The 20381-nt window shown below is 69.1% G+C and carries 21 protein-coding genes and 2 pseudogenes; 7 read left to right on the top strand and 16 right to left on the bottom strand.

Annotated elements, in window-relative coordinates:
• Positions 1 to 2: 2 nt before the first annotated feature.
• A complete protein-coding gene (locus ACFVWD_RS22640) occupies positions 3 to 980 on the top strand; it encodes an SRPBCC family protein (RefSeq protein ID WP_389598422.1) in 978 nt (325 codons plus the stop codon).
• Positions 981 to 1176: 196 nt separating this feature from the next.
• On the opposite strand, the gene ACFVWD_RS22635 is transcribed toward ACFVWD_RS22640, so the two are convergent.
• From ACFVWD_RS22635 to ACFVWD_RS22610, 6 genes are all read right to left on the bottom strand, one after another.
• Complete coding sequence (locus tag ACFVWD_RS22635; RefSeq protein ID WP_389598420.1) at positions 1177 to 1359, bottom strand: CsbD family protein; 183 nt, start codon at positions 1357 to 1359, stop codon at positions 1177 to 1179.
• A 157-nt stretch (positions 1360 to 1516) separates the two neighbouring features.
• Positions 1517 to 2125: an alkaline shock response membrane anchor protein AmaP gene (locus ACFVWD_RS22630; protein ID WP_389598418.1), complete on the bottom strand. Its 609-nt coding sequence runs from the start codon at positions 2123 to 2125 to the stop codon at positions 1517 to 1519.
• 31 nt (positions 2126 to 2156) lie between these two features.
• Entirely contained in the window at positions 2157 to 2801 is a 645-nt protein-coding gene (locus ACFVWD_RS22625; protein ID WP_389598416.1) for a DUF6286 domain-containing protein, read from the bottom strand.
• A gap of 118 nt (positions 2802 to 2919) precedes the next feature.
• Positions 2920 to 3333, bottom strand: a complete 414-nt coding sequence (locus tag ACFVWD_RS22620) for an Asp23/Gls24 family envelope stress response protein (RefSeq protein WP_389598414.1) — start codon at positions 3331 to 3333, stop codon at positions 2920 to 2922.
• Positions 3330 to 3572 (bottom strand): hypothetical protein, encoded by a 243-nt coding sequence (locus tag ACFVWD_RS22615; RefSeq protein WP_389598412.1) that lies wholly within the window; start codon positions 3570 to 3572, stop codon positions 3330 to 3332. The genes ACFVWD_RS22620 and ACFVWD_RS22615 overlap by 4 nt, the downstream gene beginning before the upstream one ends.
• A gap of 9 nt (positions 3573 to 3581) precedes the next feature.
• The gene (locus ACFVWD_RS22610) at positions 3582 to 4064 is read right to left on the bottom strand and encodes an Asp23/Gls24 family envelope stress response protein (RefSeq protein ID WP_389598411.1); all 483 of its coding nucleotides are present in this window, start codon (positions 4062 to 4064) and stop codon (positions 3582 to 3584) included.
• A 157-nt stretch (positions 4065 to 4221) separates the two neighbouring features.
• Between ACFVWD_RS22610 and ACFVWD_RS22605 the strand changes: the two genes are divergently transcribed.
• From ACFVWD_RS22605 to ACFVWD_RS22590, 4 genes are all read left to right on the top strand, one after another.
• Positions 4222 to 4800, top strand: a complete 579-nt coding sequence (locus ACFVWD_RS22605) for an RNA polymerase sigma factor (protein ID WP_389598409.1) — start codon at positions 4222 to 4224, stop codon at positions 4798 to 4800.
• Complete coding sequence (locus ACFVWD_RS22600) at positions 4791 to 5471, top strand: hypothetical protein (protein ID WP_389598407.1); 681 nt, start codon at positions 4791 to 4793, stop codon at positions 5469 to 5471. The genes ACFVWD_RS22605 and ACFVWD_RS22600 overlap by 10 nt, the downstream gene beginning before the upstream one ends.
• A complete protein-coding gene (locus tag ACFVWD_RS22595; protein ID WP_389598406.1) occupies positions 5471 to 5848 on the top strand; it encodes a hypothetical protein in 378 nt (125 codons plus the stop codon). The genes ACFVWD_RS22600 and ACFVWD_RS22595 overlap by 1 nt, the downstream gene beginning before the upstream one ends.
• A 601-nt stretch (positions 5849 to 6449) precedes the next feature.
• Entirely contained in the window at positions 6450 to 6854 is a 405-nt protein-coding gene (locus ACFVWD_RS22590; RefSeq protein WP_389598404.1) for an actin-binding ADF family protein, read from the top strand.
• Between the two features lie 126 nt (positions 6855 to 6980).
• Here the strand turns inward: ACFVWD_RS22590 and ACFVWD_RS22585 are convergent, their stop codons facing one another.
• The 3 genes and pseudogenes from ACFVWD_RS22585 to ACFVWD_RS22575 form a co-directional block, all read right to left on the bottom strand.
• Entirely contained in the window at positions 6981 to 7172 is a 192-nt protein-coding gene (locus tag ACFVWD_RS22585) for a hypothetical protein (protein WP_266419953.1), read from the bottom strand.
• A 520-nt stretch (positions 7173 to 7692) separates the two neighbouring features.
• On the bottom strand, positions 7693 to 8202 hold the full coding sequence (locus ACFVWD_RS22580; RefSeq protein ID WP_389598402.1) for an SMI1/KNR4 family protein: 510 nt from the start codon (positions 8200 to 8202) through the stop codon (positions 7693 to 7695).
• A 336-nt stretch (positions 8203 to 8538) separates the two neighbouring features.
• Positions 8539 to 8685 (bottom strand): annotated as a pseudogene (locus ACFVWD_RS22575) (IS5/IS1182 family transposase); the annotation flags it as partial.
• Between ACFVWD_RS22575 and ACFVWD_RS22570 the strand changes: the two are divergent.
• A pseudogene (locus tag ACFVWD_RS22570) lies at positions 8686 to 9117 on the top strand (phosphotransferase); the annotation flags it as partial.
• Between the two features lie 188 nt (positions 9118 to 9305).
• Positions 9306 to 12107: a SpoIIE family protein phosphatase gene (locus tag ACFVWD_RS22565; RefSeq protein WP_389598400.1), complete on the top strand. Its 2802-nt coding sequence runs from the start codon at positions 9306 to 9308 to the stop codon at positions 12105 to 12107.
• 370 nt (positions 12108 to 12477) lie between these two features.
• On the opposite strand, the gene ACFVWD_RS22560 is transcribed toward ACFVWD_RS22565, so the two are convergent.
• From ACFVWD_RS22560 to ACFVWD_RS22530, 7 genes are all read right to left on the bottom strand, one after another.
• Positions 12478 to 13170, bottom strand: coding sequence for a carbohydrate ABC transporter permease (locus ACFVWD_RS22560; protein WP_389598554.1), 693 nt, complete (start codon positions 13168 to 13170; stop codon positions 12478 to 12480).
• A gap of 942 nt (positions 13171 to 14112) precedes the next feature.
• Positions 14113 to 14916: a hypothetical protein gene (locus ACFVWD_RS22555; RefSeq protein WP_389598398.1), complete on the bottom strand. Its 804-nt coding sequence runs from the start codon at positions 14914 to 14916 to the stop codon at positions 14113 to 14115.
• A 48-nt stretch (positions 14917 to 14964) separates the two neighbouring features.
• Positions 14965 to 15486: a hypothetical protein gene (locus ACFVWD_RS22550; RefSeq protein ID WP_389598552.1), complete on the bottom strand. Its 522-nt coding sequence runs from the start codon at positions 15484 to 15486 to the stop codon at positions 14965 to 14967.
• A gap of 20 nt (positions 15487 to 15506) precedes the next feature.
• A complete protein-coding gene (locus ACFVWD_RS22545) occupies positions 15507 to 16796 on the bottom strand; it encodes an MCE family protein (RefSeq protein ID WP_389598397.1) in 1290 nt (429 codons plus the stop codon).
• Positions 16793 to 18073, bottom strand: a complete 1281-nt coding sequence (locus tag ACFVWD_RS22540; protein WP_389598395.1) for an MCE family protein — start codon at positions 18071 to 18073, stop codon at positions 16793 to 16795. Before ACFVWD_RS22540 ends, ACFVWD_RS22545 begins: the two co-directional genes overlap by 4 nt.
• On the bottom strand, positions 18070 to 19194 hold the full coding sequence (locus ACFVWD_RS22535; RefSeq protein WP_389598393.1) for an MCE family protein: 1125 nt from the start codon (positions 19192 to 19194) through the stop codon (positions 18070 to 18072). Before ACFVWD_RS22535 ends, ACFVWD_RS22540 begins: the two co-directional genes overlap by 4 nt.
• Positions 19191 to 20171: an MCE family protein gene (locus ACFVWD_RS22530; protein WP_389598550.1), complete on the bottom strand. Its 981-nt coding sequence runs from the start codon at positions 20169 to 20171 to the stop codon at positions 19191 to 19193. The genes ACFVWD_RS22535 and ACFVWD_RS22530 overlap by 4 nt, the downstream gene beginning before the upstream one ends.
• Positions 20172 to 20381: the final 210 nt, after the last annotated feature.

Raw genomic sequence — 20381 nt, 5'->3', positions numbered from 1 at the left:
TCATGGCCGACAAAGAGCGAGACTCCGGGCGGGAAGAGGGCTCCGGCCTCGACATGTTGCGCGACGAACTGACCGACTTCCTCGGTGCTCAGGTCGGACATCTAGTCGACAAGGCCGGGGAAAAGTTGGGGGACGTCACCGACCAACTCCTTGACACGGCCGAGAACGGCGGATCTCTTCTCGGTATCGGCGGACGCATTCTCAAAGGTGATTCCCCCTTGAAGGCGTTCGTCGGTGAGAAGGCCAAGGGGCTCAAAGACAATGTGATGGACAAGGTCAAGAACGTTTTCGGCGGGGGACGCGGAGGCAAGTCCGGCAGCACCAAGGTGATGAACATCATTGAAGTGCTGGACGTCGGTGTGCCGATCCGCGTGGCGTACAACTACTGGACCCAGTACGAGGAGTTCAGCGACTTCACCAAAGGCGTACGGAGTGTGTCCCGGAACGACGAGACCGCCAGTGACTGGAAGGTGAAGGTCGGTCCCTCGACTCGCGGTTGGAAGGCGACGGTTCAGGAACAGGTGCCGGACGATCGAATCGTGTGGAGCTCCGAGGGTGCGAAGGGCACTACTCACGGCTGTGTCAGTTTCCACGAACTCACGCCCGACCTGACGCGGATCGTGCTTGTCGTCGAGTACTACCCCTCGGGTTTCTTCGAGAAGACGGGCAACCTGTGGCGCGTTCAAGGACGCCGTTTGCGGCTGGACTTCAAGAACTTCCAGCGCTATGTCACGTTCGCCGACGAGGACGTCGAGGGCTGGCGCGGAGAGATCCGCGACGGCGAGGTAGTTCGCAGCCATGAGGAAGCACTGGAAGAGGAGGAAGCGGCAGGGGAGGACGAGGAGCAGGAGGAGTACGACGAAGAGGCGCCCGATGAAGAGGCGCCCGAGGAAGAAGAGGAAGAAGAGGAGTACGACGAAGAGGGGCCAGAGGACGAGTACGCCGAGGAGGAAGAGGAGGGCGACGAGGACGAGGGCTGACGCGGCCCGAGCCGAGCGATCCCCTCGGTGCGACCTGCCCCGAGAGTTGGTCGGCCGACGTGAGCGATCGGTTGGAGAAGCCATCGGACGGGCGCGGGCGCCTCGCTTGAACCACTGCGCGATCACCCGCGTCCGGCGCGATATCGACGTTGACGACACGAGCCCCCGAAGATGCGGACCAGCCGTACGTCCTCGATCAGTGCCCGTTCCGCTTACGGAGGTGGTCCGCCGCCCTTTCCGTCATCTCATGTGCCTTGGCACGCAGCTGTTCCCCACGTCCAGCCTGCTGCATCGATGAGTCCCCCAGGGCCTTGCCGAGAGTCTCCTTCATCTTGCCCCTGATCTGATGCACCTTCGCATTGCCCTTGGCCTTGGCCATCGGAATCGCCGTCCTCTCGAAGACGCTGGGAAACGCGGCCCGTCCAGGACCGACACATCTCTGTTCACCGTGCGCCTGCCCGCGGGGCCCGGCAACTGGGAGCACCTCGTGCTTGCAAGCGGGATCCGCTGCCGAGGCAGGCCGTCGGTGCCCCGCCTTACTGTGCGCGGTGCGGTTTGTGGTGGGCGACCTGTAGGCGGACGTCGGTGTGCATGTCGGGGGAGCCGGTGGACCGACGAGCGGTACGGAGCGGGCCTTCCCACAGGGCGGCCAGGGCGGCGCCGGGTGCACCCTGAGGGGTGAGAGCGAGCGTGACGTGGGTGCGGGGGTGGGCAGGCCGGCCCGTGATGTGCACGGTTGCATGCTCAACGCCCGGTTGGGCACCGGCTTCGGCGGCGATCGCGTCGCTGAGCGCGTGGTCGCGCAGTTCGACGCCTTCCTGCGGGGGTGTGCCGCCGACGGGCAGCGCTCCGGGGTGGCGTCGGTGCAGTTGGGCGAGCAGCCACCACAGGGCGAGCAGGGCGACGAGGGTGAGGGCGGCGATGACCGCGGGCCACCACCACCAGCCCTGACTGCTCCAGCGGGCCCGGTCGGCGGAGCCGAGCAGGACGTCGTGCGGGGTGGTCAGGGGCCAGCCGACGGGTGGGACCAGATCGTGTCGCCGGTAGACGTCGAGTCCGGCGAAGAGAATCAGCAGACCGCCGCCGAGCAGTACCAGTCCGGCGAGGGCCAGCAGACTGCGGTTGAGTACGGTTCGCGGCGTCATGGTGTGGGCTCCGGTGTTGGGGGGTCTTCGTTCACTTGGTGCGTTGCCGCACTCGTACGACGATGCGAGGAGGGCGGGCGTGGGCGAGCTGATCGCGCTCCTCGTCGAGGACGGCGGTGAGGTCGTCCTTCACCTGCTGGGGGTCGCGGAAGCGGACGTCCGCGCGCGCCTTGACGCGGTGGCGGCGCACTCGGACGCGAGCCGTGCTGACTCCCGGGACCCGCATGGCGGCGTCGCGCAGCAGGTCGGCGGCGCCGTCGCGGTCCAGGGAGGCCCGCAGCCCGGGCGCGGGGGAGCGCAGGGGCAGCCAGTGGCGCAGGCCGGGGGTGAGGGCCAGGACGATCAACCAGATGCCGAGCGCGGCGGCCACGGCGGCCCCCGTGAGCACCCACACGTCGTCCAAGGGGCGGGTGGCCAGTTCGTCGGCCAGGTGCCGTCGCCAGGCTGCCGCAGGGCGTCCCGCCCGTACGGCGACGACGTCGAAAAGCGCCGCGACCGCCGCCACGAGAATCACCGAGGCGACCAGCGCGGCCGGAATGCGACGCGCGGACCACGGGCGGTGGGTGCGGTGCCCTCTGTCGTGCTCGCCCGCCGCCAAGTCCGGCGGAAGGGGCGCGTCGTGTTCTGGTGGACCGGGCTCTGTCGGCTCTCTCGGCTCCTCAAGCTCCTTTGTCATCGGCACGGTGGCACGGCGCGCGGATGGCGTGGAGCTGCATGCGGGAGGGTCCGGGTCGGGTGTCATTCCGGTCCTCCTTTCTGCGCGGCGTGCCCGGCGGCCCGGGCCGCGTGGCGCCTCATCGGACCCGTCCCCGGCTCGCGTCGGCGGCGGTCAGCAGCCGCCGGACGGTCAGGGTGACCTCTCCCACCTCCAAGCCGGTCAGCTGAGTCACCCGTTCGGCGACGTCGTGCTGGATCCGCTCGCAGACGTGGGGGATATCGGCGGGGTAGGGCAGGTCCATGGCCAGGTGCAGGCGCACCGATCCGGTACGGACGGCTGCCGAGGCGCTGGGTGTCGCCGGCCCGCTCCGGTCGGGCGGTATGGCGGCGCGCCGGGACTGGGCTGTGCGTGCGGCCCTGGCGGCGATACGGGCGACCACCCTTTCCGGGATGACGGTGGCGCCCCGTTCGGCCGGAGGCGGCAGGTCGGCGGATCGCCCCGGTGGGCCGGCCCCTTCGCCAGGGGGTTGGGAACCGGGCCGGGTACTCACCGCTGCCTCCGCGCATGGAGGTCGAGGTCGCCCTGCACGACGAGGCCGACGATCAGCCCCGCCACACCCAGAACCAGAACCAGCAGGAATGCCCAGAAGCCGCCGAAATATCCGGCGAAGCCCAGGGCCATGCCGGCCACGAGGCCCGTCGTCGCTGCGTTCATCATCCACTCACCCGTCTCGCGAACGTGAGCGTCCGTGTGATCACCCGCCCATGCCCAGGGCATGGCCGTGGTCACGGCGGTCGGTCACCGCACGCGGCCCTCGTCCCGTTCGGCCTCTTCCTCCTCGTCGGGGAGGTGGACGTCGTCGACGGCGATGTTCACCTCGACGACCTCCAGTCCCGTCATTCGTTCCAGGGCGCTGATCACGTTGGTGCGAACGGCGCCGGCGACGTCGACGATGGAGACGCCGTACTCGACGACGACGTCCAGGTCCACCGCGGCCTGGCGCTCGCCGACCTCGACCTTCACCCCGCGCGTGACGCCTCCGCCTCCGCCGGGGACGCGTTCCCGCATGGCGCCGAAGGCGCGGGCCATCCCCGCTCCCATGCTGTGGATGCCCGGTACCTCGCGTGTGGCCATGCCCGCGATCTTGGCCACCACGCCGTCCGCGATGGTGGTCTTCCCCCGTGTCTCGGCCGGTGTTCCGGCCCCGGTGCGGCCCTTCAGCGCGCTCACGCCTGTGTCGGGCCGGCTGCCCCCGCCGACGCTGGTGATGTTGTCCGTCATGGCGGTCGCCTCGAGTGGCTCGGTGTGACACCTGCGTGGTGTCTCTCAAGAGGTTGGACACCCGGGGCGGCGTACCTCTCACAGACGTGACGTGTGATGTGCATCACACGGGCGTGGCGGGGGTACACGCTCTTTCCGAGCCCCCTGCGAGAGCGTCATGATTCCACGTACTGCTTCCCCACAGCTGGGATGCGACCTGCCGGACGGAGTGCTTGCCGTGCGGGCGGCCGAGGGAGACGAAGACTCCTTCGCCGTTCTCGTCCAGCGGCACAACCGGTCCCTCCTGGCCCTGGCCCGTGGCATGCTCGGCAACCCCCAGGACGCTGAAGAGGCTGTTCAGGACGCCTTCGTCAGCGCCTGGCGGCGTCTACCGGAGTACCGTCACAGTGCGGAATTCAGTACCTGGATGTACCGGATCACCATCAACCGCTGCTTGACCATGCGACGGCGGCGCCGAACGCCGCCCCTCCCCCTGGACACCGTCGCCGAACCCGCGACGGGCGACGCGAGGAGCCAGCCCGCCCGGTCCGCCGAGCAGGACGCGGCAACCGAGGCCCTGTCCCGCGCGCTCGCCGAGCTGGACGCCGGCCAGCGGATCTGCTGGATCCTGCGTGAACTGCAGGGCCTGCCCTACAACGAGATCGCCCACGTGACACGGACCAGTGAGCAGACGGTGCGCGGCAGACTGTTCAGAGCACGCCGATCCCTGCAGGAGGCGATGGGCCCATGGCGCTAGACGACCCGCAGGGCCGGCCTTCCGAACCGCCCCATGTCGACGAGCCCCGCACCAGCCCCATTGACGCCGACATGGCCGACGTGCTCCCGTTCGCGGGTGATGAGCTACTGCCCTGCGGCCGCCTGCTCAGCCGGGTCTGGGAACAGGCGCGGGACGCTGCGCCGGTCGCGGACCCGCACACGGTGTCCTGTCCTCACTGCCGCGAGGCGGTCGAGGGACTGGCCACGGTGAACGCGGCCGCCCAGGCGCTGCGTGCGGAAGACCCTCCCGGCCTGCAGGCGCTCGCCGACCGTGTCATGAACGTCGTCAGGGCAGAGATCCGGCTCGGACGGCTGCTGCCCCTGGCCGACCCGGACCGGGAGCTACGGATCGCCGAGAGCGCTGCCGCGAAGGTACTGCGGCAGGCCGCGGACATGGTCCCCGGTGTGAGGGCCGCGACCTGCCGGCTCGTACCCGCGGGCGAGGGCACCGACGTGCGGGTGACCATGGAACTGGCCGCTGCCCTCGACCGCCCGCTGCCCGACCGGGTTGATCAGGTACGCCAATCGGTCCTCGACTCGGCCGGACGGGACCTGGGTCTGGCCGTGACGGCCGTCGACATCACCGTGGTCGACGTTCTGGAGCCGTGGCCACCCCTGAGCCCCGGCGACCCTACGGGCGGGGGCACGTGATGACCGCCTCCGGCACGACCATGCTCCTCGGCGTCGCGGCCGAGGCAGCCCTCGCGGTTCCCGGCGTGGCCGGTCTGCAACCCCGCCTGGCCCACTGCCTCGCGGCGGCCGCCGCGCCCACCCGGACGGACACCGCACCGCACCGCATGTCGCCCGAGGCGGGCATCCGCGCCGACCGGGCGCCGGACGGTTCGGGATGGCGCATCGAGGTGCGCTGCGTCCTGGCCGAAAGCCACCGAGCCCTGGACACCGCCAGGAGCGTCCACGACCGGGTACGGACCGCCGCCACCTCCCACCTCGCCACCCACGGGGTCGTGGAACCGGTCACCGTCGCGGTCACGGTGACCCGTATCGCCGCCCGACCCGCCTTGGCATGAGCGCCGCCAGCACCAGCTCCGCGAACCGTCACCGCCTTGGAGGCCTTCGCGATGACGCGCGTGCTCCTGGCGGTGATCGCCTCAGGTGTGTTCATGCTTCAGCTGTCCGCCACGAGATTGCGCCCGACGGGATGTGCTGTGGAGACTGACGGACGACCGCCGCAGGGCCATTTCGCAGCGAGAGGCAGAGCGAAAGTGCGAAGCCCCGTCGGCCAATGACACGTCACAGTAGGCGTCGTCGGTGTTCTCCGTATCGCCTGCATGCCGAGGAGAGACGCGTGGCGAGCGGGGAAGCAATCCCGTTCGGCTGAGGTGCCAGCCCCCTGTCGGTTGGAGGGGCGGGATCGCCGACCTCTCGCGACAGTACGTCACGGAACGCAAGCGCCTGATCGTGACCGCCGTGGCCGTCGAGCGACTGGCCGTGAGCCCGTTCACCCGCGACAGCGTGCTGCGCCGCTTCCTTGATCTCCGTCGGCGTCCGGTCAACGGCCAGGGCACCGGGGAGCGGAACAGGTGCTCAGGGCCGGCGGCCCAGAACCTCCTGGGGTGTCGGTTCGTTGAGCCGCTCGGCCTGTTCTCCCAATGATCAGAAGGACTCGTCGTGAGCGGTGGTATCCCAGTGGACGACAGCTGTATCAGCGCCTTCCAGGAGCTGAAGAGCAGGCGGGACATCAACACAGTGATCTACCGGCTCAGCGACAGCCTGGAGACCGTCATCCCCGACTTCGAGGGGAACCTGACACACGACGAAGTACTGAAGGCCCTGCCGACCGACGTGTCCCGGTACGTCGTCTACGACCTTCTCTTCGCAACAGCGGACGGGACCCGTCAGGAGAAGGTCGTACTGATCTCCTGGTGCCCGCCGGGGACGAAGGCCGAGGAGAGGATCGCGCACTCCTCCGGCTACAGCACGCTCCGAAACCTGCTCGACGGTGTCCAGGTCTACGTACAGGCCACAGATTTGTCCGACGTGGGGTACGAGGCACTCGTATCCCTGGCCTCTTGACCCACCTTTCCTCCTTGGCGGTGGCAGGTGATCGCGGCGGGTGGAATCCAGGTCTTGCCGCCGCTGGTGCGCAGACTGTGATGATGGGAGTGGTAGTCAGAGATGCGCGAGCGCTGAGTACCTTCCTCAGCCCCCGCCGCCGCGGTGGGTGCGCTCGAAGATCACGAGGAACGGGGCGACATAACCGGTGGCCTCGACAGGGCTGGCGTGACCGAACAGCACCAACATCACTCCAGCCCCCAGCGCGGCGCAGTACATGGTGACCTGGCCTGGGGCCCTTGGAGGGCGGGGTACGTGCTTCGTTGGCGGCGTGGTCATAGTGAGAGCGGTCCTTCCTGTTCAAGCGGCGAGTAACGTGGTGCGCCCCCTTTGTCCTTGCGCACCCCTGCACGTTTCCCCTCGGTCCTGCACGAGTCCCCCGCTGTAAGAGACTCGAGATCGAATCCATTGAGCCTGTTGGTGCTGCAGTGACGAGCTCATCGCCTGCTGCTATGTCGACTTGCCAACTTGGCGCAAAGCAATCGATCGCAAAGCGTGCTCCCCACTCCCGTCGGCCGCTGACTGCGGCGCCCACATCGGTCCAGGGTGTGGACGGTGGAGCCGGTCCACCCGGCACACGGCGGTCGGCGAGATGTCGGGCAGTGGGGCGAGTCGCCGCGTACCAGGTCATGCACAGCAGACGGCGGCCAACTGCAACCTTGGCCAGCTCGTCCGACTCAGTGGCCCTCGCTGGCCGACGCGACGGCGTCGCGAGCATCCGTGCGGCTGCCGACGCGGCTGGGGCGGCTGGAATTGGTGCGGGCGACAAGACCGGAGACGATGCTCGACGAGCAGCGGATCAGTCCACCTTGGGAAACTCAAAGGCATCAGGAAAGACGTTGGTGCTGATGTGTCCCGACAGCCAGCCGAGCAGGAACTCGACTGCACCCACAGGATGGGCGTCGTAGTGCCAGCCCCGCGGATTCCAGCAGACGACCGTCCACTCGTCCGGCTTCCTGTCAGTGAGCCAGCACACGCGGTCCCCATTGTCGGTTCCTGCCCACGGCAGGAGTCCGCCCGGCTCCGGGTAGAAGGGGTACGGGCAGTCTTCGGGGTTGCTGTCCCGGAAGTTGCGTTCCTGGTCCAGCAGCCGCTTCGCGGGGCCGACCAGCAGGTCTCGCCCGCCAAAGGGCGTAAGTGGCGTCAAGAACTCGGCGAAGTGGTAGGCCCCGTACGTTCCGACCAACTGCTTGAAGTCCGAAGGGAGTTCTAGGCCGAGTGCGGCCTCCACCTCGTCCCAGTCTCCGTTCGCCCACAGTGGTCGCGACGGCGGAGGGACGAGGCGAGTGAGGTCGTCGAACGCGGTCATGGGGTTGAGCTCAGGGGTGGTCGTCGTGACTGGCGCTGCCGCCCTCGCCTAGAGCGCGAGTCGTGATCAATCTGCAGGACCACTGGATCTTCTTGCGTGACACGCGTGCAACTGACGGACGAGGAGTGGGGTTCGTCGGGCCGTACCTGCCGATCGGCACGTTCGGCCCGTACCCCGAGCGGCTGGGGCAGCAGTTCGATGCCCGCCGCGGTCACGAGCGCCTCGTGGCCCCGGGCACAGGCGCCAAAGCCGAACACAAGCCGACACGGCGGCATTCCTCGTTCCGGACCCCGCCTAAGCGGAGATCAAAGAGACGAGTTAATGATCTGCGAGCCCTTACAACGGCCAACGCAATGAGCCGAGTTGTCGGTGGGTGATGAGACAGCAGGCAGTTTGAGGAACGCTTTCGTGGATGTCGGCTCGCCGTTCCCATTGGATCCGCAGACGTCGGAAGCCGTGCAGCCACGCAAAAGTCCTGTCCAGGCGGCGATCGACGTGATCCGCAAGCCCGCCTATGGAGGGCGACCTGTACCGCGACTTCCACCCCGGCAACGTGCTGTTCGACGTGCTGCCCCCGCAGCCGGCAGGTGCCCGGATCACCGGTGCCGTCGTGGGCGGCGACCTTCTGGGGCCCGGCGGATCTCGATGTGGCGCACTGCTCCACCAATCTCGCGCTGCTGCACGGTCCGGCGTGGGGTCTGCGGTTCGCTGAGGCGTATGAGGAGGCCGGTGGGGTGCTGGCCGCGGCCGCGAGCGAGCGGCTGTAGTGGCGGGTGCGGGACGCGCTGGTGTTCCCTGAAGAAGTGCAGTCGGTGTCTGCCATGGCGGGAGGCAGGGAGGGCAGCGCTGACGACGCGAGCCGTGGAGGAGCGGCTGGATGTCTATGTCACCGTCCTGATGGACGCGCTGGGCTGAGCAGCCAAGGCGGTCCGGGGCGCGGCCCCGGCCTTATCGTTCACCGCTCAACCAAGTGGGGAATCGGGCAGACACTGGAAATTTCGCTCGGCCCACCACCGTCGCCCTGAAGTGCCGAACTCGGTAACGCGGCGGCGCGACGGACGTGATCGGCGTCGGCTTCCCCGCGGCGGTGTTATCAAGGGTGTATGGAGGTATTTTCTGGGCGTCCTCGGAGCCCGGAACGTCATCCGCTCATCGGACGCTCGCGGCAACACCGGGCTTCCCGGTTGGACCTGCGCAGTGCGGCCGGTCAAGTATTCGTTCTCCAGGTCGTCATCGTGGTCCTGCTGGTCGTGGCCGCGGTGACGGCCATGGTTCTCCAGACGTCGCGTGACGCGCTGCAACAGGGGCGTCGTGAGTCGGTCGTCGCGGCCCAGTCGTTCGCGAGTGCCCCTGGCACGGCCGAGGCGCTGCGGAGCTCTGATCCGACGGCGGTGCTCCAGCCGCGGGCCGAGGAGGTGCGGAAACGCACGGGCGTGGACTTCGTCGTCGCCATGAACACGCAGGGGATTCGTTACACGTATCCCTATCCGCGAGAGATCGGGAAGAAGTTCGTCGGCACGATCGCACCGGCGCTGAAGGGCCGTACCGTCGTCGAGCAGGCCGGCGGGCCGCCTTTGCCCGCGGGCAAAGGAACGGCCGTGCAGGCGGTGGTCCCGGTGACCGACTCGCGCGGCAAGGTGGTCGGCCTGGTCTCCGCCGGAATCACGGTCAAGAACGTGGCGGCACTGTGGCTGCCGCAGCTGCCGATCATCCTGGGCAGCGGCGCGGCCGCGCTGGCGGTGTCCATGACGGGAACGACGCTAGTGGCCCGGCGGCTGCGCCGGCAGACACACGGCCTGGCCCCGGCGGAGCTGGCGCAGCTGTACGAGCACCACGACGCGGTCCTGCACGCGGTGCGGGAAGGAGTGCTGATCATCGGCAGCGACGGACGACTGCTGTTGGCCAACGACGAGACGAGGCGTCTGCTCGACCTGCCGGCGGACGTGCAGGGGCGCCCGGTGCGGGAGCTGGGACTGCCGGAGCCGATCACGCGTCTGCTGTCGTCGCCGGAGGCGGTCACCGACGAGGTGCATCTCGCAGGGGACCGATTGCTGGCGGTGAACAAGCGGCCAACGTACCCGCAGGCCGACCAAGGAGGCAGTGTGGTGACCCTGCGGGACACCACGGAGCTGGCGGTGGTCTCGGGGCGGGCCGAGGTCGCGCGGGAGCGGCTGAAGCTGCTGTACGAGGCCGGGGTGGGGATCGGCACGACGCTGGACGTGGGGCGTACGGCGCAGGAGCTGGCCGACGTTGCGGCGCCGCAGTTCGCCGACCTGGTGACGGTGGACCTGCTCGACGCGGTACTGCGGGGGTGGGAGCCGACGGCGGAGGGGTGGCGGCATCTGCGCCGGGCGGCGATCGGCGGTGAACAGCGGATGATCCCGGTGTATCCGCTGGGCGAAGTGATCACGTTCTCGCGCCAAACGCCGCAAATGCGGACGCTGCAGGAGCGACGGGTCCTGTTGGAGCCGGACCTGCGGCAGGCACACGGCTGGCGGGAGCAGGATCCGGAGCGTGCCCGGAAGGCCCTGGAGTGCGGGTTGCGTGCGCTGGTGACCGTACCGCTGCAGGCGCGGAACGTGCCGCTGGGCGTGGTGAACTTCTACCGGACAGTGGATTCCCCGGCGTTCCAGCCGGAGGATCTCTCCTTCGCGGAGGAACTGGCCGCGCGGGCGGCCCTGGCCCTCGACAATGCCCGGAGGTTCACCCGGGAGCACGCGACGGCGGTGACGCTGCAGCGCAGTCTGTTGCCGCGGGCACAGCCGGATCAGGACGCACTGGAGGTGGCCTGGCGGTATCTGCCCGCGGAGGCGGGGGTGGGCGGGGACTGGTTCGACGTCATCCCGCTCCCGGGCGCGCGGGTGGCGTTGGTCATGGGTGACGTCGTCGGTCACGGGCTGCACGCGGCGGCCACGATGGGCCGGCTGCGCACCGCGGTGCACAACTTCTCCACCCTGGACCTCCCCGTTGACGAGGTGCTCGGGAACCTGGATGACCTCGTCCTCCGCATGGACAACGAGGAGAACGCGGGCGATGCCGCGGAGGGCCACGAGGGGGAGGGGGTGACCGGAGCGACCTGTCTCTACGCGGTCTACGACCCGGTGGCGGGGGCCTGCACGATGGCCCGTGCGGGACACCCGGAACCGGTGTTGGTGCGTCCGGACGGGACGGTCACCTGTCCTGGTGTCCCGGCTTCGACGCCCCTCGGCCTGGGCGGCTACCCCTTCGAGACCGCCGAGCTCTCCTTGCCAGAGGGTTCACAACTGGTGCTGTACACCGACGGCCTGGTGGAGGACCGCACCCACGACATCGACGTCGGGATGGAGAGGCTGCGCCGGGCATTGGACGGTTCCGGACGCCGGACTCCGGAGGAGACGTGTCAGGCGGTGATCGACGCGCTGAAGCCGTCACACTCCTCCGACGACATCGCGCTGCTGGCGGCGCGTACGCGGATATTCCCGCCCTCGCGCGTGGCCGAGTGGGACGTGCCGTCGGACCCGGCGGCGGTTCCCTCGGTGCGGGCGCGGTGCAGGGAGACGTTGCGGGAGTGGGGACTGGAGGAGGCCGGATTCGCCACGGAACTGATCCTCAGCGAGCTGATCACGAACGCGATCCGGTACGGCTTGCCGCCGGTCGGTGTGCGGCTGCTGCACGGACGCTGTCTGATCTGCGAGGTGTCGGACGGCAGCGGCACCTCGCCGCGCCTACGGCGGGCGGCGACCACGGACGAAGGCGGGCGGGGGCTGTTTCTGGTGGCGCAGTTCGCCCAGCGATGGGGAACGCGGTACACGACTCGCGGCAAGGTCATCTGGACGGAACAGATTCTCCACGACGGCACATCCGCCGCCCCGGGCCAGACACCGGTCGATTTTCTTCTCGACCAGTTCGATGATCCCGGCGCGTGAGCCCGCATGGCCCACGAGCGCCGCGTCCTCTCTGCACACGCGCCGCAGACGCCACACCCGCGAGCACGACGACGCCTGAGGGCCCAGTGAGGTGGGGATCAGCTTCTCGGTAACTCCTTCGAGCCGGTTCGTGGTCATGATCAGTCCTCTCTGCGACCGAGGATGCGTTTTCGGTCACTAGTGGCACAACGCGACTAGTTTCAAAACGCTACTGGAGCGCGGAAGGCCTCGAATCGAGGTCGTGCGGCGCCGCGGGAGCCGCTCACTTCCCGCCCATCCGCTGATCGGCACCGCCTTCTTTGGCGGACGTCGGCCGCAGAGTCGAGGCCTCGACAGGCTCGTGGCAGCTGCTGCACGCGAGGTACGGATTTTAACGGGCCCGTACGCCGACCTTGGAGTCAGCGACGGCGCCAGCGCCAGGTCGAGCCAGACGGGCTGGAGTCAACTGCCGGTCACCTTCACCACCGGCAGCAGCCGAGCCGTCACCGTCTACGCCCACGGCTTGTACGGCCAAAGCACTGTCTACGTCGACGTCCCGCCCTCGGCTGAGCGTCGACGCCCCCACCACGCGTGCGGCGCACACCCCGACCGGGGCAGCGCCGTACGCACTGGCGTTCCCCGGCCGCTCCGGGCATGCCTCACCCCTTGCTGACCCAGGCGGTGATACCGGCGACGATGTGCCGTTCGTCTGCTTGCTGTCGGAGGTCAGCAGGACCAGGGGAATGGCCAGGTCGTTCCAGATGGCCAGGGTGCGGGTGATGACGAGGGTCGCGGTGGCCGGGCGCGGGACGGGCAGGATGACGTGCCAGTACGTGCGCAGCGGACCCGCCCCGTCGATGACGGCGGCCTCCTCGAGCTCGACGGGCACGGATCTCAGGAAGCTGGTGAAGAAGAGCACGGCGAAGGGGAGGCTGATCGCGGCCTCCGCGAGGATCACCGAGGCGTAGGAGTCCAACAGTTCGAGGTCCCGCATGAACATGTACAGCGTGATCATGACGAAGACGGGGACCGTGAGGCCGGCCACGAAGAACTGGTAGACCGTCTTGGTCCAGCGGCGGGAGATGCGGGGAGATGCGGGACCTCGGCCAGGCCACGAGTGATCCGGTCAGGATGACCAGGACGACGGCGCCGCCGGTGATCAGGACGGTGTTGTAGAGGCTGCGCCCGTAGTTCACGGCCTGCATCGCGGCCACGTAGTTGTGCAGGTTCCAGTGGCCTGGTCCAGGACAGCGGGTGGGCGGCGACGTCGGCGTCGGACTGCCGCGAGACCTTCACCATGAGCAGGATCGGGGCGACGACGACCAGGGTGACCAGCAGCAGGCCGACGTGCGAGGCGGCACTGCGCAGCCTGCGCCGGCGCAGGGGGCGGTGTCCGCCGGGGCCCCCGAGAACCAGCAGGTGGTCCTCCTCAACACCGCCGGCAGCAGCGGGGCCTGGTCCTGGACGCCCTCTCCCATCGCAGTGCAGCTCTACGACTGCAACGGCGTGGTCGGCCAACAGTGGGTCCCTCGAGCTGACGGCAGCCTGTACAACCCCCAGTCCGGACGTTGCCTGGACGACCCCCAAGGCAACACGGCGAGCGAGCGGAACACAGCTGCAGATTTACGACTGCAACGGGCTGTCCACCCAGGTGTGGCACCTGCCCTGAGCACGTCGGCGCGGATGAGCGCAGGGGCGGGCCCTCGTCACGCCCGCCCCTACGCATCACACGGCAGGAGGTGCCGTGCGGCAGTGACCAAGGGGTCCGCTCTCCGCCCGGTGCCAGACGGCCGCGGAAGAAGTCGATGCCGGCACCCGCGGGCGTCCTCGCCGTCCCGGCCGGAGAGGACAGCTTTCTCCAGCGCGAGCGGGTTGGCGGCGGTCGCCACGCTCTGGTGCCGTGCCTCCAGGAACCGGCAGTGGGCGAAACGTCCGCACAGCTTGGAGGCCGCATCCACGAATCGCGCAGCCGTCCCCGGCATGCAACCCGCCTCGTCTGCCCTTCAGCCCCCGGAAGAAGCAGATGTCAGAGCGCGTCGACCCCGCTTATCCTCCAGCCCTCGGACGTAAGGGCCAGCGTCATCCGCACCCGATTCAGGTCCACGCGGGAGCCCGAGACCTGGGTGCTCGTGGTCACCTGGTTGACGAAGAGGAGGACCACGGCCCGGTCGGCCGAGGCCGAGATGACGGAGGCCGCCGGGGAGCCGCCGGCGGGCTGCGCCACCGTGGCCTTCACCACCCCGTGGTACTTCCTGGCCGTCGGCCCGACCACCGTCGTGGTGGTCTTCCGGTATTCGTCGCGGAAGTGCCCGGTGAGCCGGGCGCGGGCCGCGGCGAAGTCGCGGTCCAGGTGCCTGTAGTCGTACGACAGCACGACTGGCGCCGCCTGGCGTGCGGCCGCGAGTGCCTGACCGCGTGCCTGTTCGGCCCGCACGCCCTCCCGGTAGCGCCACCCGAGAACGGTGGCCGCGACCAGTCCCGCCAGGAGCAGGACACACAGGGCGGCGGTGAGCAGCCGCCGCCGACCGTGCCGCGTGGCCGTACCGGGGCCGGGCTCGCCCTCCTCCTGCGGTGGGTCTTCCTCGAAGCACTCCGGCGAGGGCTCGGGCGGGTCGTCCCAGCCGTCCTCGTCGGGGGACTCGATGAGGACGGTGCGGCCGGCGGTCGGTGCCTCGGGCCGTCCCGGGGCCTCCTCGTCGGTGGACGCCGGGTTCGATTCGAGGTGGCCGCGCTCCGCGCGCTTGGCCGCCGCGCGGGCGGCCGCGGTCATGGTGTGCCTGGTGCCGGATCCGGAACCGGAACCGCGGCTTCGGGTGGTCGTCTTCGCCACGGTCTTACTCCTCATGTCCTCATGGGTCGTATGGCGGGGAGGGCGCGGTCAGCCGACGAACTCGACGTCGGAGGTCAGCCAGCGGCCGTTTCGGTGCACCAGGTCGAGCTGTAGGCGGTAGGTGCGCGCCTCGCCCTTGGGGGCGGCGGTGTTGGTCACCTTGCTGTCGGCGACCACGAGGACGCGGGCCGAGTGCTCGTCGGAGCGGACGATGCCCGCGTCGAGGACCTGGCCCTCGGACACGGACTCGTTCGCGGCGACGAGCTTGGTCAGCTGCTCGGTCTGTGCGGCGAACTGCTTCTTGAAGTCGCCGGTGGCGCCCTGGAGGACGTTCGCGCTGTCCCGGTCGTAGTGCCGGTAGTCGAGCGAGGTGAAGTTCAGCGCCGACTGGCGGGCCGCGGCCAGGATGTCCTGGCGCCGCTGCGCCCTGTCGTGCTGGTCGTAGAGTCCAAGGACCAGCCAGATCGTCAGCGCCGTCGTGAGGACGGTCGCCACGGCCAGCGCCACCGACCACGCCCTGCCCGACCACGCTCTGCTCGACAGGGTCTTGCCCGACACGATCACGCTCATGGCCCTGTTCATGGTCCCGCTCATGCCATCGGCCCTACTAGCAGCCATTGCCACGACTCCTTTCCGAACACCGCCTGTTGGCCGCCCGTCGAGCCGATCTCGACCGGTCTGCCGTCCGGGCCGGTCGCGGTGCCGGTCTCCGGGTCGTAAGGCGTGATGTACGGCGTCACGTACGCCGCCTGGTTCGCATCGCCGGAAGCGGCCGACGCGCCGGGGGCGTTCTGCGCGCCCCGTACCGACGTCTTGCTTCCGCGCGGGGCCGTGCAGCGCGCGTCGGTGTTCGCCTCGCGCGGGCTGGTGTCCGAGGGGTCGCGCCGTGCCGTGCCGTACCCCTGGGTGCACGGCGGCGGGTCGTCGGCGTTCACCACCAGGCCGAAGTGGGTGGTGCCGTCGCCCGGGACGACCGTGTAGCTGCCCGCGACCAGTGCCGGGAAGGTGACCAGGGACTGCTCCACGCCGGGCAGGTTGGCCAGCGTGACCTGGCCGCCGCTGATCAGATTGGCCAGCAGGACCGACAGGCGCGGTGAGATGTTCTTCAGCAGCGAGTTCACCTGCTGCGCGGCCGGTGTCGCGTTGCCGATCAGCTTGCGCAGGTCTCCGTCGCTCGACTTCAGCTGTGCCGTGAGAACCGCCAGGTCGTGCGCGAACGACTTGATGGACGAGCCCTGGTCGGACTGCGTCTTGAGGACCTTTCGCGAGTCCTCGATCAGCGAGATCGTCTGGGGGAGTGACTCGGAGGCCGACTCCACGAGCGCGTTGCCCGAGTCCACCAGTCGGCTCAGATTCGGGCCGGTGCCCGAGAAGGCCTTGCCCAACTCGTCCACGGTGACTCGTAGATCGTCCTTGCCGACCGAGTTCACCAGCCGGTCCAGGCTCAGGACCAGGTCCGTCGTGGGCAGTGGCACGCGCGTGCTGCCGCGCGGGATGGCGCTGCCGTCGAGGAGGTATGGGCCATGCGAAGTACGTGGCTGTAGATCTACGTATTGCTCGCCCACCGCCGAACGGTTTGCCACCACGGCGAGGGTGTCCGCCGGGATGCGTGGCGTGCCGTCCTTGATGTCGAGAGCGACCGAGACGCCGTCGGAGCCGGTCAGCCGCAGCGCGCCGACGCGACCCACCGGCACCCCGCGGTAGGTGACCTCGGCGCCGGGGAAGATGCCCCCAGAGTCGGCGAAGTCCGCTTGCACGGTGTAGCCGCGGCCCAGGACGTCGTCCACCAGACCGGTGTACTCGGCGCCGACATACGACACCCCGACGGCGGTGACGGTGGCGAAGGCCAGGAGCTGGGCCTTGACCGTACGGGTGATCACGGCTGAACCCCCTTCAGCATCAGCTCCGCGAGCGCGAGGTCTATCCCCTCGGGCAGCCCGCCTTGGGTGGTGTAGCTGCTGGTGCACACCGGCGGGCACAGCGGCCCGCCCCCGCCCGAGGGGGCCGACGGCACCGAGGGGGACGACGGCAGGCTCGGTGTGCTCGGCAGCGCGGTGGGTGTCGGCACGCTCGGCAGATCGGGGAGATCGGGGAGATCCGGTACGTCGGGAGTGCCGGGCTTCTGGGAATCGCCCTTGCCCCCGCCGGAGTTGCCGTCCGCCAGGTTTCCGTAGAGGTCCGACAGATCGAGGTCGGCCGTGATGTCGAGGTTGACGTAGTCCCCCTTGACGGCGTCCACCGCGTTGCGCGGGAACGGGTAAGTGGTCAGCAGCTCAAGGGAGTTGGGCAGATCGTCGCCCGCCTTGTTCAGCTGTTGCAGGATGGGCCGCAGCTGTTTGAGGTTCGCGACCGTGTCGTCGTGCGAGGCGTTGACCACCTTGGTGCCCGTCTTGCCGAGCTTCGACAAGGCGGTGAGCATCCTCGTCAGATCGCGGCGCTGGTCGGCCAGGACCTTCAGGGCAGGTGGCATCGTGTCGACGGCCTGGGCGATCGTCTTCTTCTCCTTGCCGAGCCGCCCCGCGAGCCGGTCGACGGCCTCCAGGGCGTGGACGATGTCCTTCCGTTGGTCGTCCAGGCCGCCGATGAAGGTGTTCAGCTCCTTGAGCAGCGATCTGACCCGGCTCTCCCGGCCGTCCAGGGCCTTGTTCAGCTCCACGGTGATCGTCTTGAGCTGGGCCACTCCGCCGCCGTTGAGCAGCGCGGAGAGCGCGGACAGCACCTCCTCGATCTCCGGGTTGCGGCCGCTGCGAGACAGCGGGATGCGGTCGCCGTCGCCGAGCCGGCCCATGGGGGCCGTGCCGGTCGGGGCGGAGAGCGCGACGTACTTCTCGCCGAGCATGCTGGTCTGCCGCAGCTCGGCGACCGCGTTGGCGGGCAGCTTCACCGAGTCGGCGACCCGCAGCCGTACACGCGCGTGCCAGCCGTCCAGTTCCACCTTCTCGACCGCGCCCACGGTGACGTTGTTGACCTTCACCGCCGACTGCGGCACCAGGTCGAGGACGTCGCGGAACTCGACGGTGACGTGGTACGCGTGGCCGTCGGCGGCGGCTCCGCCGGGCAGCTGGACGTCGTACCAGCCGTTGAACTCGCAGCCGGACAGCAGCAGCGAGCCGACCGCGGCACACGCGACCGCCCCGACCTTGCGCAGTGCGCTCATGCGCTCGCCCCCAGAATTCCGCCGAGCGTCCGGTCGACCGTTCCCGTCACCGCGGAGCCCTGGGGCGCCTTCGGCAGGGAGTCGAAGAGGTCTTTGAGCTCCTTGCAGTCGGGGTTCTTGCCGCCTTCGCCGCCAGTCGTCCTCAGTACGGAGCACAGCAGCGAGGCCGGATCCTGTGCCTGCTGCGCGTTGTTGCGGGTGTCGAGGGTGCCCGAGGACGGGTTGTAGGCGTCGTTCAGGTTCGACAGACCTGTGGGAGCGACCTCCAACAGCTCGGCCAGCGCGGCCCGTTGGGTGACGAGCACCTTGGTCACCTTGCTGAGGCCCTGCACGTTCGAGGTCAGCGACTTCTTGTTCTTCTTCACGAAGGCGGACACGTCGCCGAGCGCCGTTCCCAAGTTCTTGAGTGCGTCCGCGAGGTCCTTGCGCTCGCCCGCGAGCTGTCCGGCGACCTCGGCGAGGCTGGTGTTGAAGGACCGCACGCTCTTGTCGTCGGCGGCCAGCGCAGCCGTGAACACCTGCAGGTTTCGCACCGTGCCGAACAGGTCCTTGCGGCCGTCGGACAGCGTGGTGACGGCCTGCGAGAGGTCCTCGACCGTCTGGTTGAGGTTCTGACCCTGGCCGTCGAGGTTGTCCGCGCTCACCCCGAGTAGACGCGACAGCGAGCCGTCCTTGTTGGCGCCCTGGGGGCCGAGCGCGTCGGCCGTCGTGTGCAGGCTGCTGAAGACGCGGTCCAGTTCGACCGGTACGGCCGTCCGCGTCTCGGGGATGACGGCGCCGTTCCGCAGTACCGGGCCCTTTCGGTACACCGGCAGCAGTTGTACGTAACGGTCGCTGACCACCGAGGAGTTGATGATGGCGGCCTCGGCGTCCGCCGGCACCTTGCGGCCTTCGTCGTACTTCAGCTCCACTCGCACCCGGTCGCCCTCCGGCGTGATCTTCTCGACCTCGCCGATCCGGACGCCGAGGACGCGGACGTCCGAGCCGGGGTAGATGCCGACGGTGCGCGGGAAGTACGCGGTGACGTGCACGGACTCGGAGCGCGGCCAGAGCACGTAGGTGAGCGCGGCGACGAGGGCGAGTGCGGTGACCACGGCCACGCGCCTCTTCAGGTTCTTCACCGGTTGCCTCCCGTGCGCGGCACCACTGGAGCGGCGACCAGGTTCTGGACGTAGCTGTCGAACCAGCGGCCGTTGCCGAGGGCGTTGCTGAAGACCCGGACGTAGGGCGCGAGCAGCTTGACGCTCCGGTCGAGGCTGGATTGGTTCCGTTCGAGCATCCGCACCACGGTGTTCAGGCCCTTGAGCGCGGGCCCGATCTCCTTGTCGTTGTCCTCGACCAGGCCGGAGAGCTCGATGCCGAGCACGGCGGAGCTCTTCAGCAGCTTGTGTATCGCCTCGCGCCGCTTGCTGATCTCCTTGAACAGCTGGTCGCCGTCCTTGACCAGCGCGGTGAAGTCCTCGGAGCGCTCGGCCAGTACGCCCGTGACACCGTTCGCGTGGTCGAGGAGTTCGCCCAGCGCCTTGTCGCGCGAGGCGACCGTACGGGAGATCTTCGAGAGGCCCTTGATGGACGCCCGTACCTCGGCGGGCGAGTCCTGGAACGTGGTGGAGATGGTGTCCAGGGCCTTCGCCAACTGGTCCGTGTCGACCTTCTCCGTCGTCGTAGTGAGATCGCTGAACGCCTGTACGACGTCGTACGCCGAAACCGTCCTCTTCAGCGGTATCTCGCTGCCGGGCTTCAGCTGTCCCGGTCCCTTGGGATGCAGCGCGAGGTACTTCGCGCCGAGGATCGTCTTGACCCGGATCGAGGCGCCGGTCTCGGTGCCGAACCCCGGATCGCCTTTGATCTTGAAGGTGACCTTGACGTGGTCACCGTCCAGATCGACGTCCTTGACCTTGCCGACCTTGACGCCGGCGATCCGAACCTCGTCGCCGGGCTTGAGGCCGCCCGCCTCCGAGAAGGCCGCGCTGTACGTCTCGCCGCCGCCGATCAGCGGCAGGCTGTCGGCGTTGAACGCGGCCACGGTCAGCAGCGCGAGGAAGGTGAGACCGACGGCTCCGATCACCACGGGATTATGCTCACGGAATGGGGTCAGCCGCGGGCGGCGTATCCGTATGCGGGGCAGCTTCGGCGGGTCGATGCGGACTTTGACCAGGGGTTCCGGGCGGCGGGGGCGGGGTGCCCGGTGCGGAAGCAGCCGTATCTTCGGGAGCTTCGGCGGGTCGATGCGGACTTTGACCAGGGGTTCCGGGCGGCGGGGGCGGGGTGCCCGGTGCGGAAGCAGCCGTATCTTCGGGAGCTTCGG

This window comes from Streptomyces sp. NPDC058086, assembly GCF_042885015.1.
GTDB lineage: Bacteria > Actinomycetota > Actinomycetes > Streptomycetales > Streptomycetaceae > Streptomyces.
This window is presented reverse-complemented; position numbering and strand designations above follow the sequence as displayed.

What these genes read in the sequence shown, in the direction of transcription:
- ACFVWD_RS22640 (WP_389598422.1), top strand. Translation starts at nt 3, where the DNA reads ATGGCCGACAAAGAGCGAGACTCCGGGCGGGAAGAGGGCTCCGGCCTC.
- ACFVWD_RS22635 (WP_389598420.1), bottom strand. Translation starts at nt 1,359, where the DNA reads ATGGCCAAGGCCAAGGGCAATGCGAAGGTGCATCAGATCAGGGGCAAG.
- ACFVWD_RS22630 (WP_389598418.1), bottom strand. Translation starts at nt 2,125, where the DNA reads ATGACGCCGCGAACCGTACTCAACCGCAGTCTGCTGGCCCTCGCCGGA.
- ACFVWD_RS22625 (WP_389598416.1), bottom strand. Translation starts at nt 2,801, where the DNA reads ATGACAAAGGAGCTTGAGGAGCCGAGAGAGCCGACAGAGCCCGGTCCA.
- ACFVWD_RS22610 (WP_389598411.1), bottom strand. Translation starts at nt 4,064, where the DNA reads ATGACGGACAACATCACCAGCGTCGGCGGGGGCAGCCGGCCCGACACA.
- ACFVWD_RS22605 (WP_389598409.1), top strand. Translation starts at nt 4,222, where the DNA reads ATGATTCCACGTACTGCTTCCCCACAGCTGGGATGCGACCTGCCGGAC.
- ACFVWD_RS22600 (WP_389598407.1), top strand. Translation starts at nt 4,791, where the DNA reads ATGGCGCTAGACGACCCGCAGGGCCGGCCTTCCGAACCGCCCCATGTC.
- ACFVWD_RS22595 (WP_389598406.1), top strand. Translation starts at nt 5,471, where the DNA reads ATGACCGCCTCCGGCACGACCATGCTCCTCGGCGTCGCGGCCGAGGCA.
- ACFVWD_RS22585 (WP_266419953.1), bottom strand. Translation starts at nt 7,172, where the DNA reads ATGACCACGCCGCCAACGAAGCACGTACCCCGCCCTCCAAGGGCCCCA.
- ACFVWD_RS22580 (WP_389598402.1), bottom strand. Translation starts at nt 8,202, where the DNA reads ATGACCGCGTTCGACGACCTCACTCGCCTCGTCCCTCCGCCGTCGCGA.
- ACFVWD_RS22565 (WP_389598400.1), top strand. Translation starts at nt 9,306, where the DNA reads ATGGAGGTATTTTCTGGGCGTCCTCGGAGCCCGGAACGTCATCCGCTC.
- ACFVWD_RS22550 (WP_389598552.1), bottom strand. Translation starts at nt 15,486, where the DNA reads ATGAGCGTGATCGTGTCGGGCAAGACCCTGTCGAGCAGAGCGTGGTCG.
- ACFVWD_RS22540 (WP_389598395.1), bottom strand. Translation starts at nt 18,073, where the DNA reads ATGAGCGCACTGCGCAAGGTCGGGGCGGTCGCGTGTGCCGCGGTCGGC.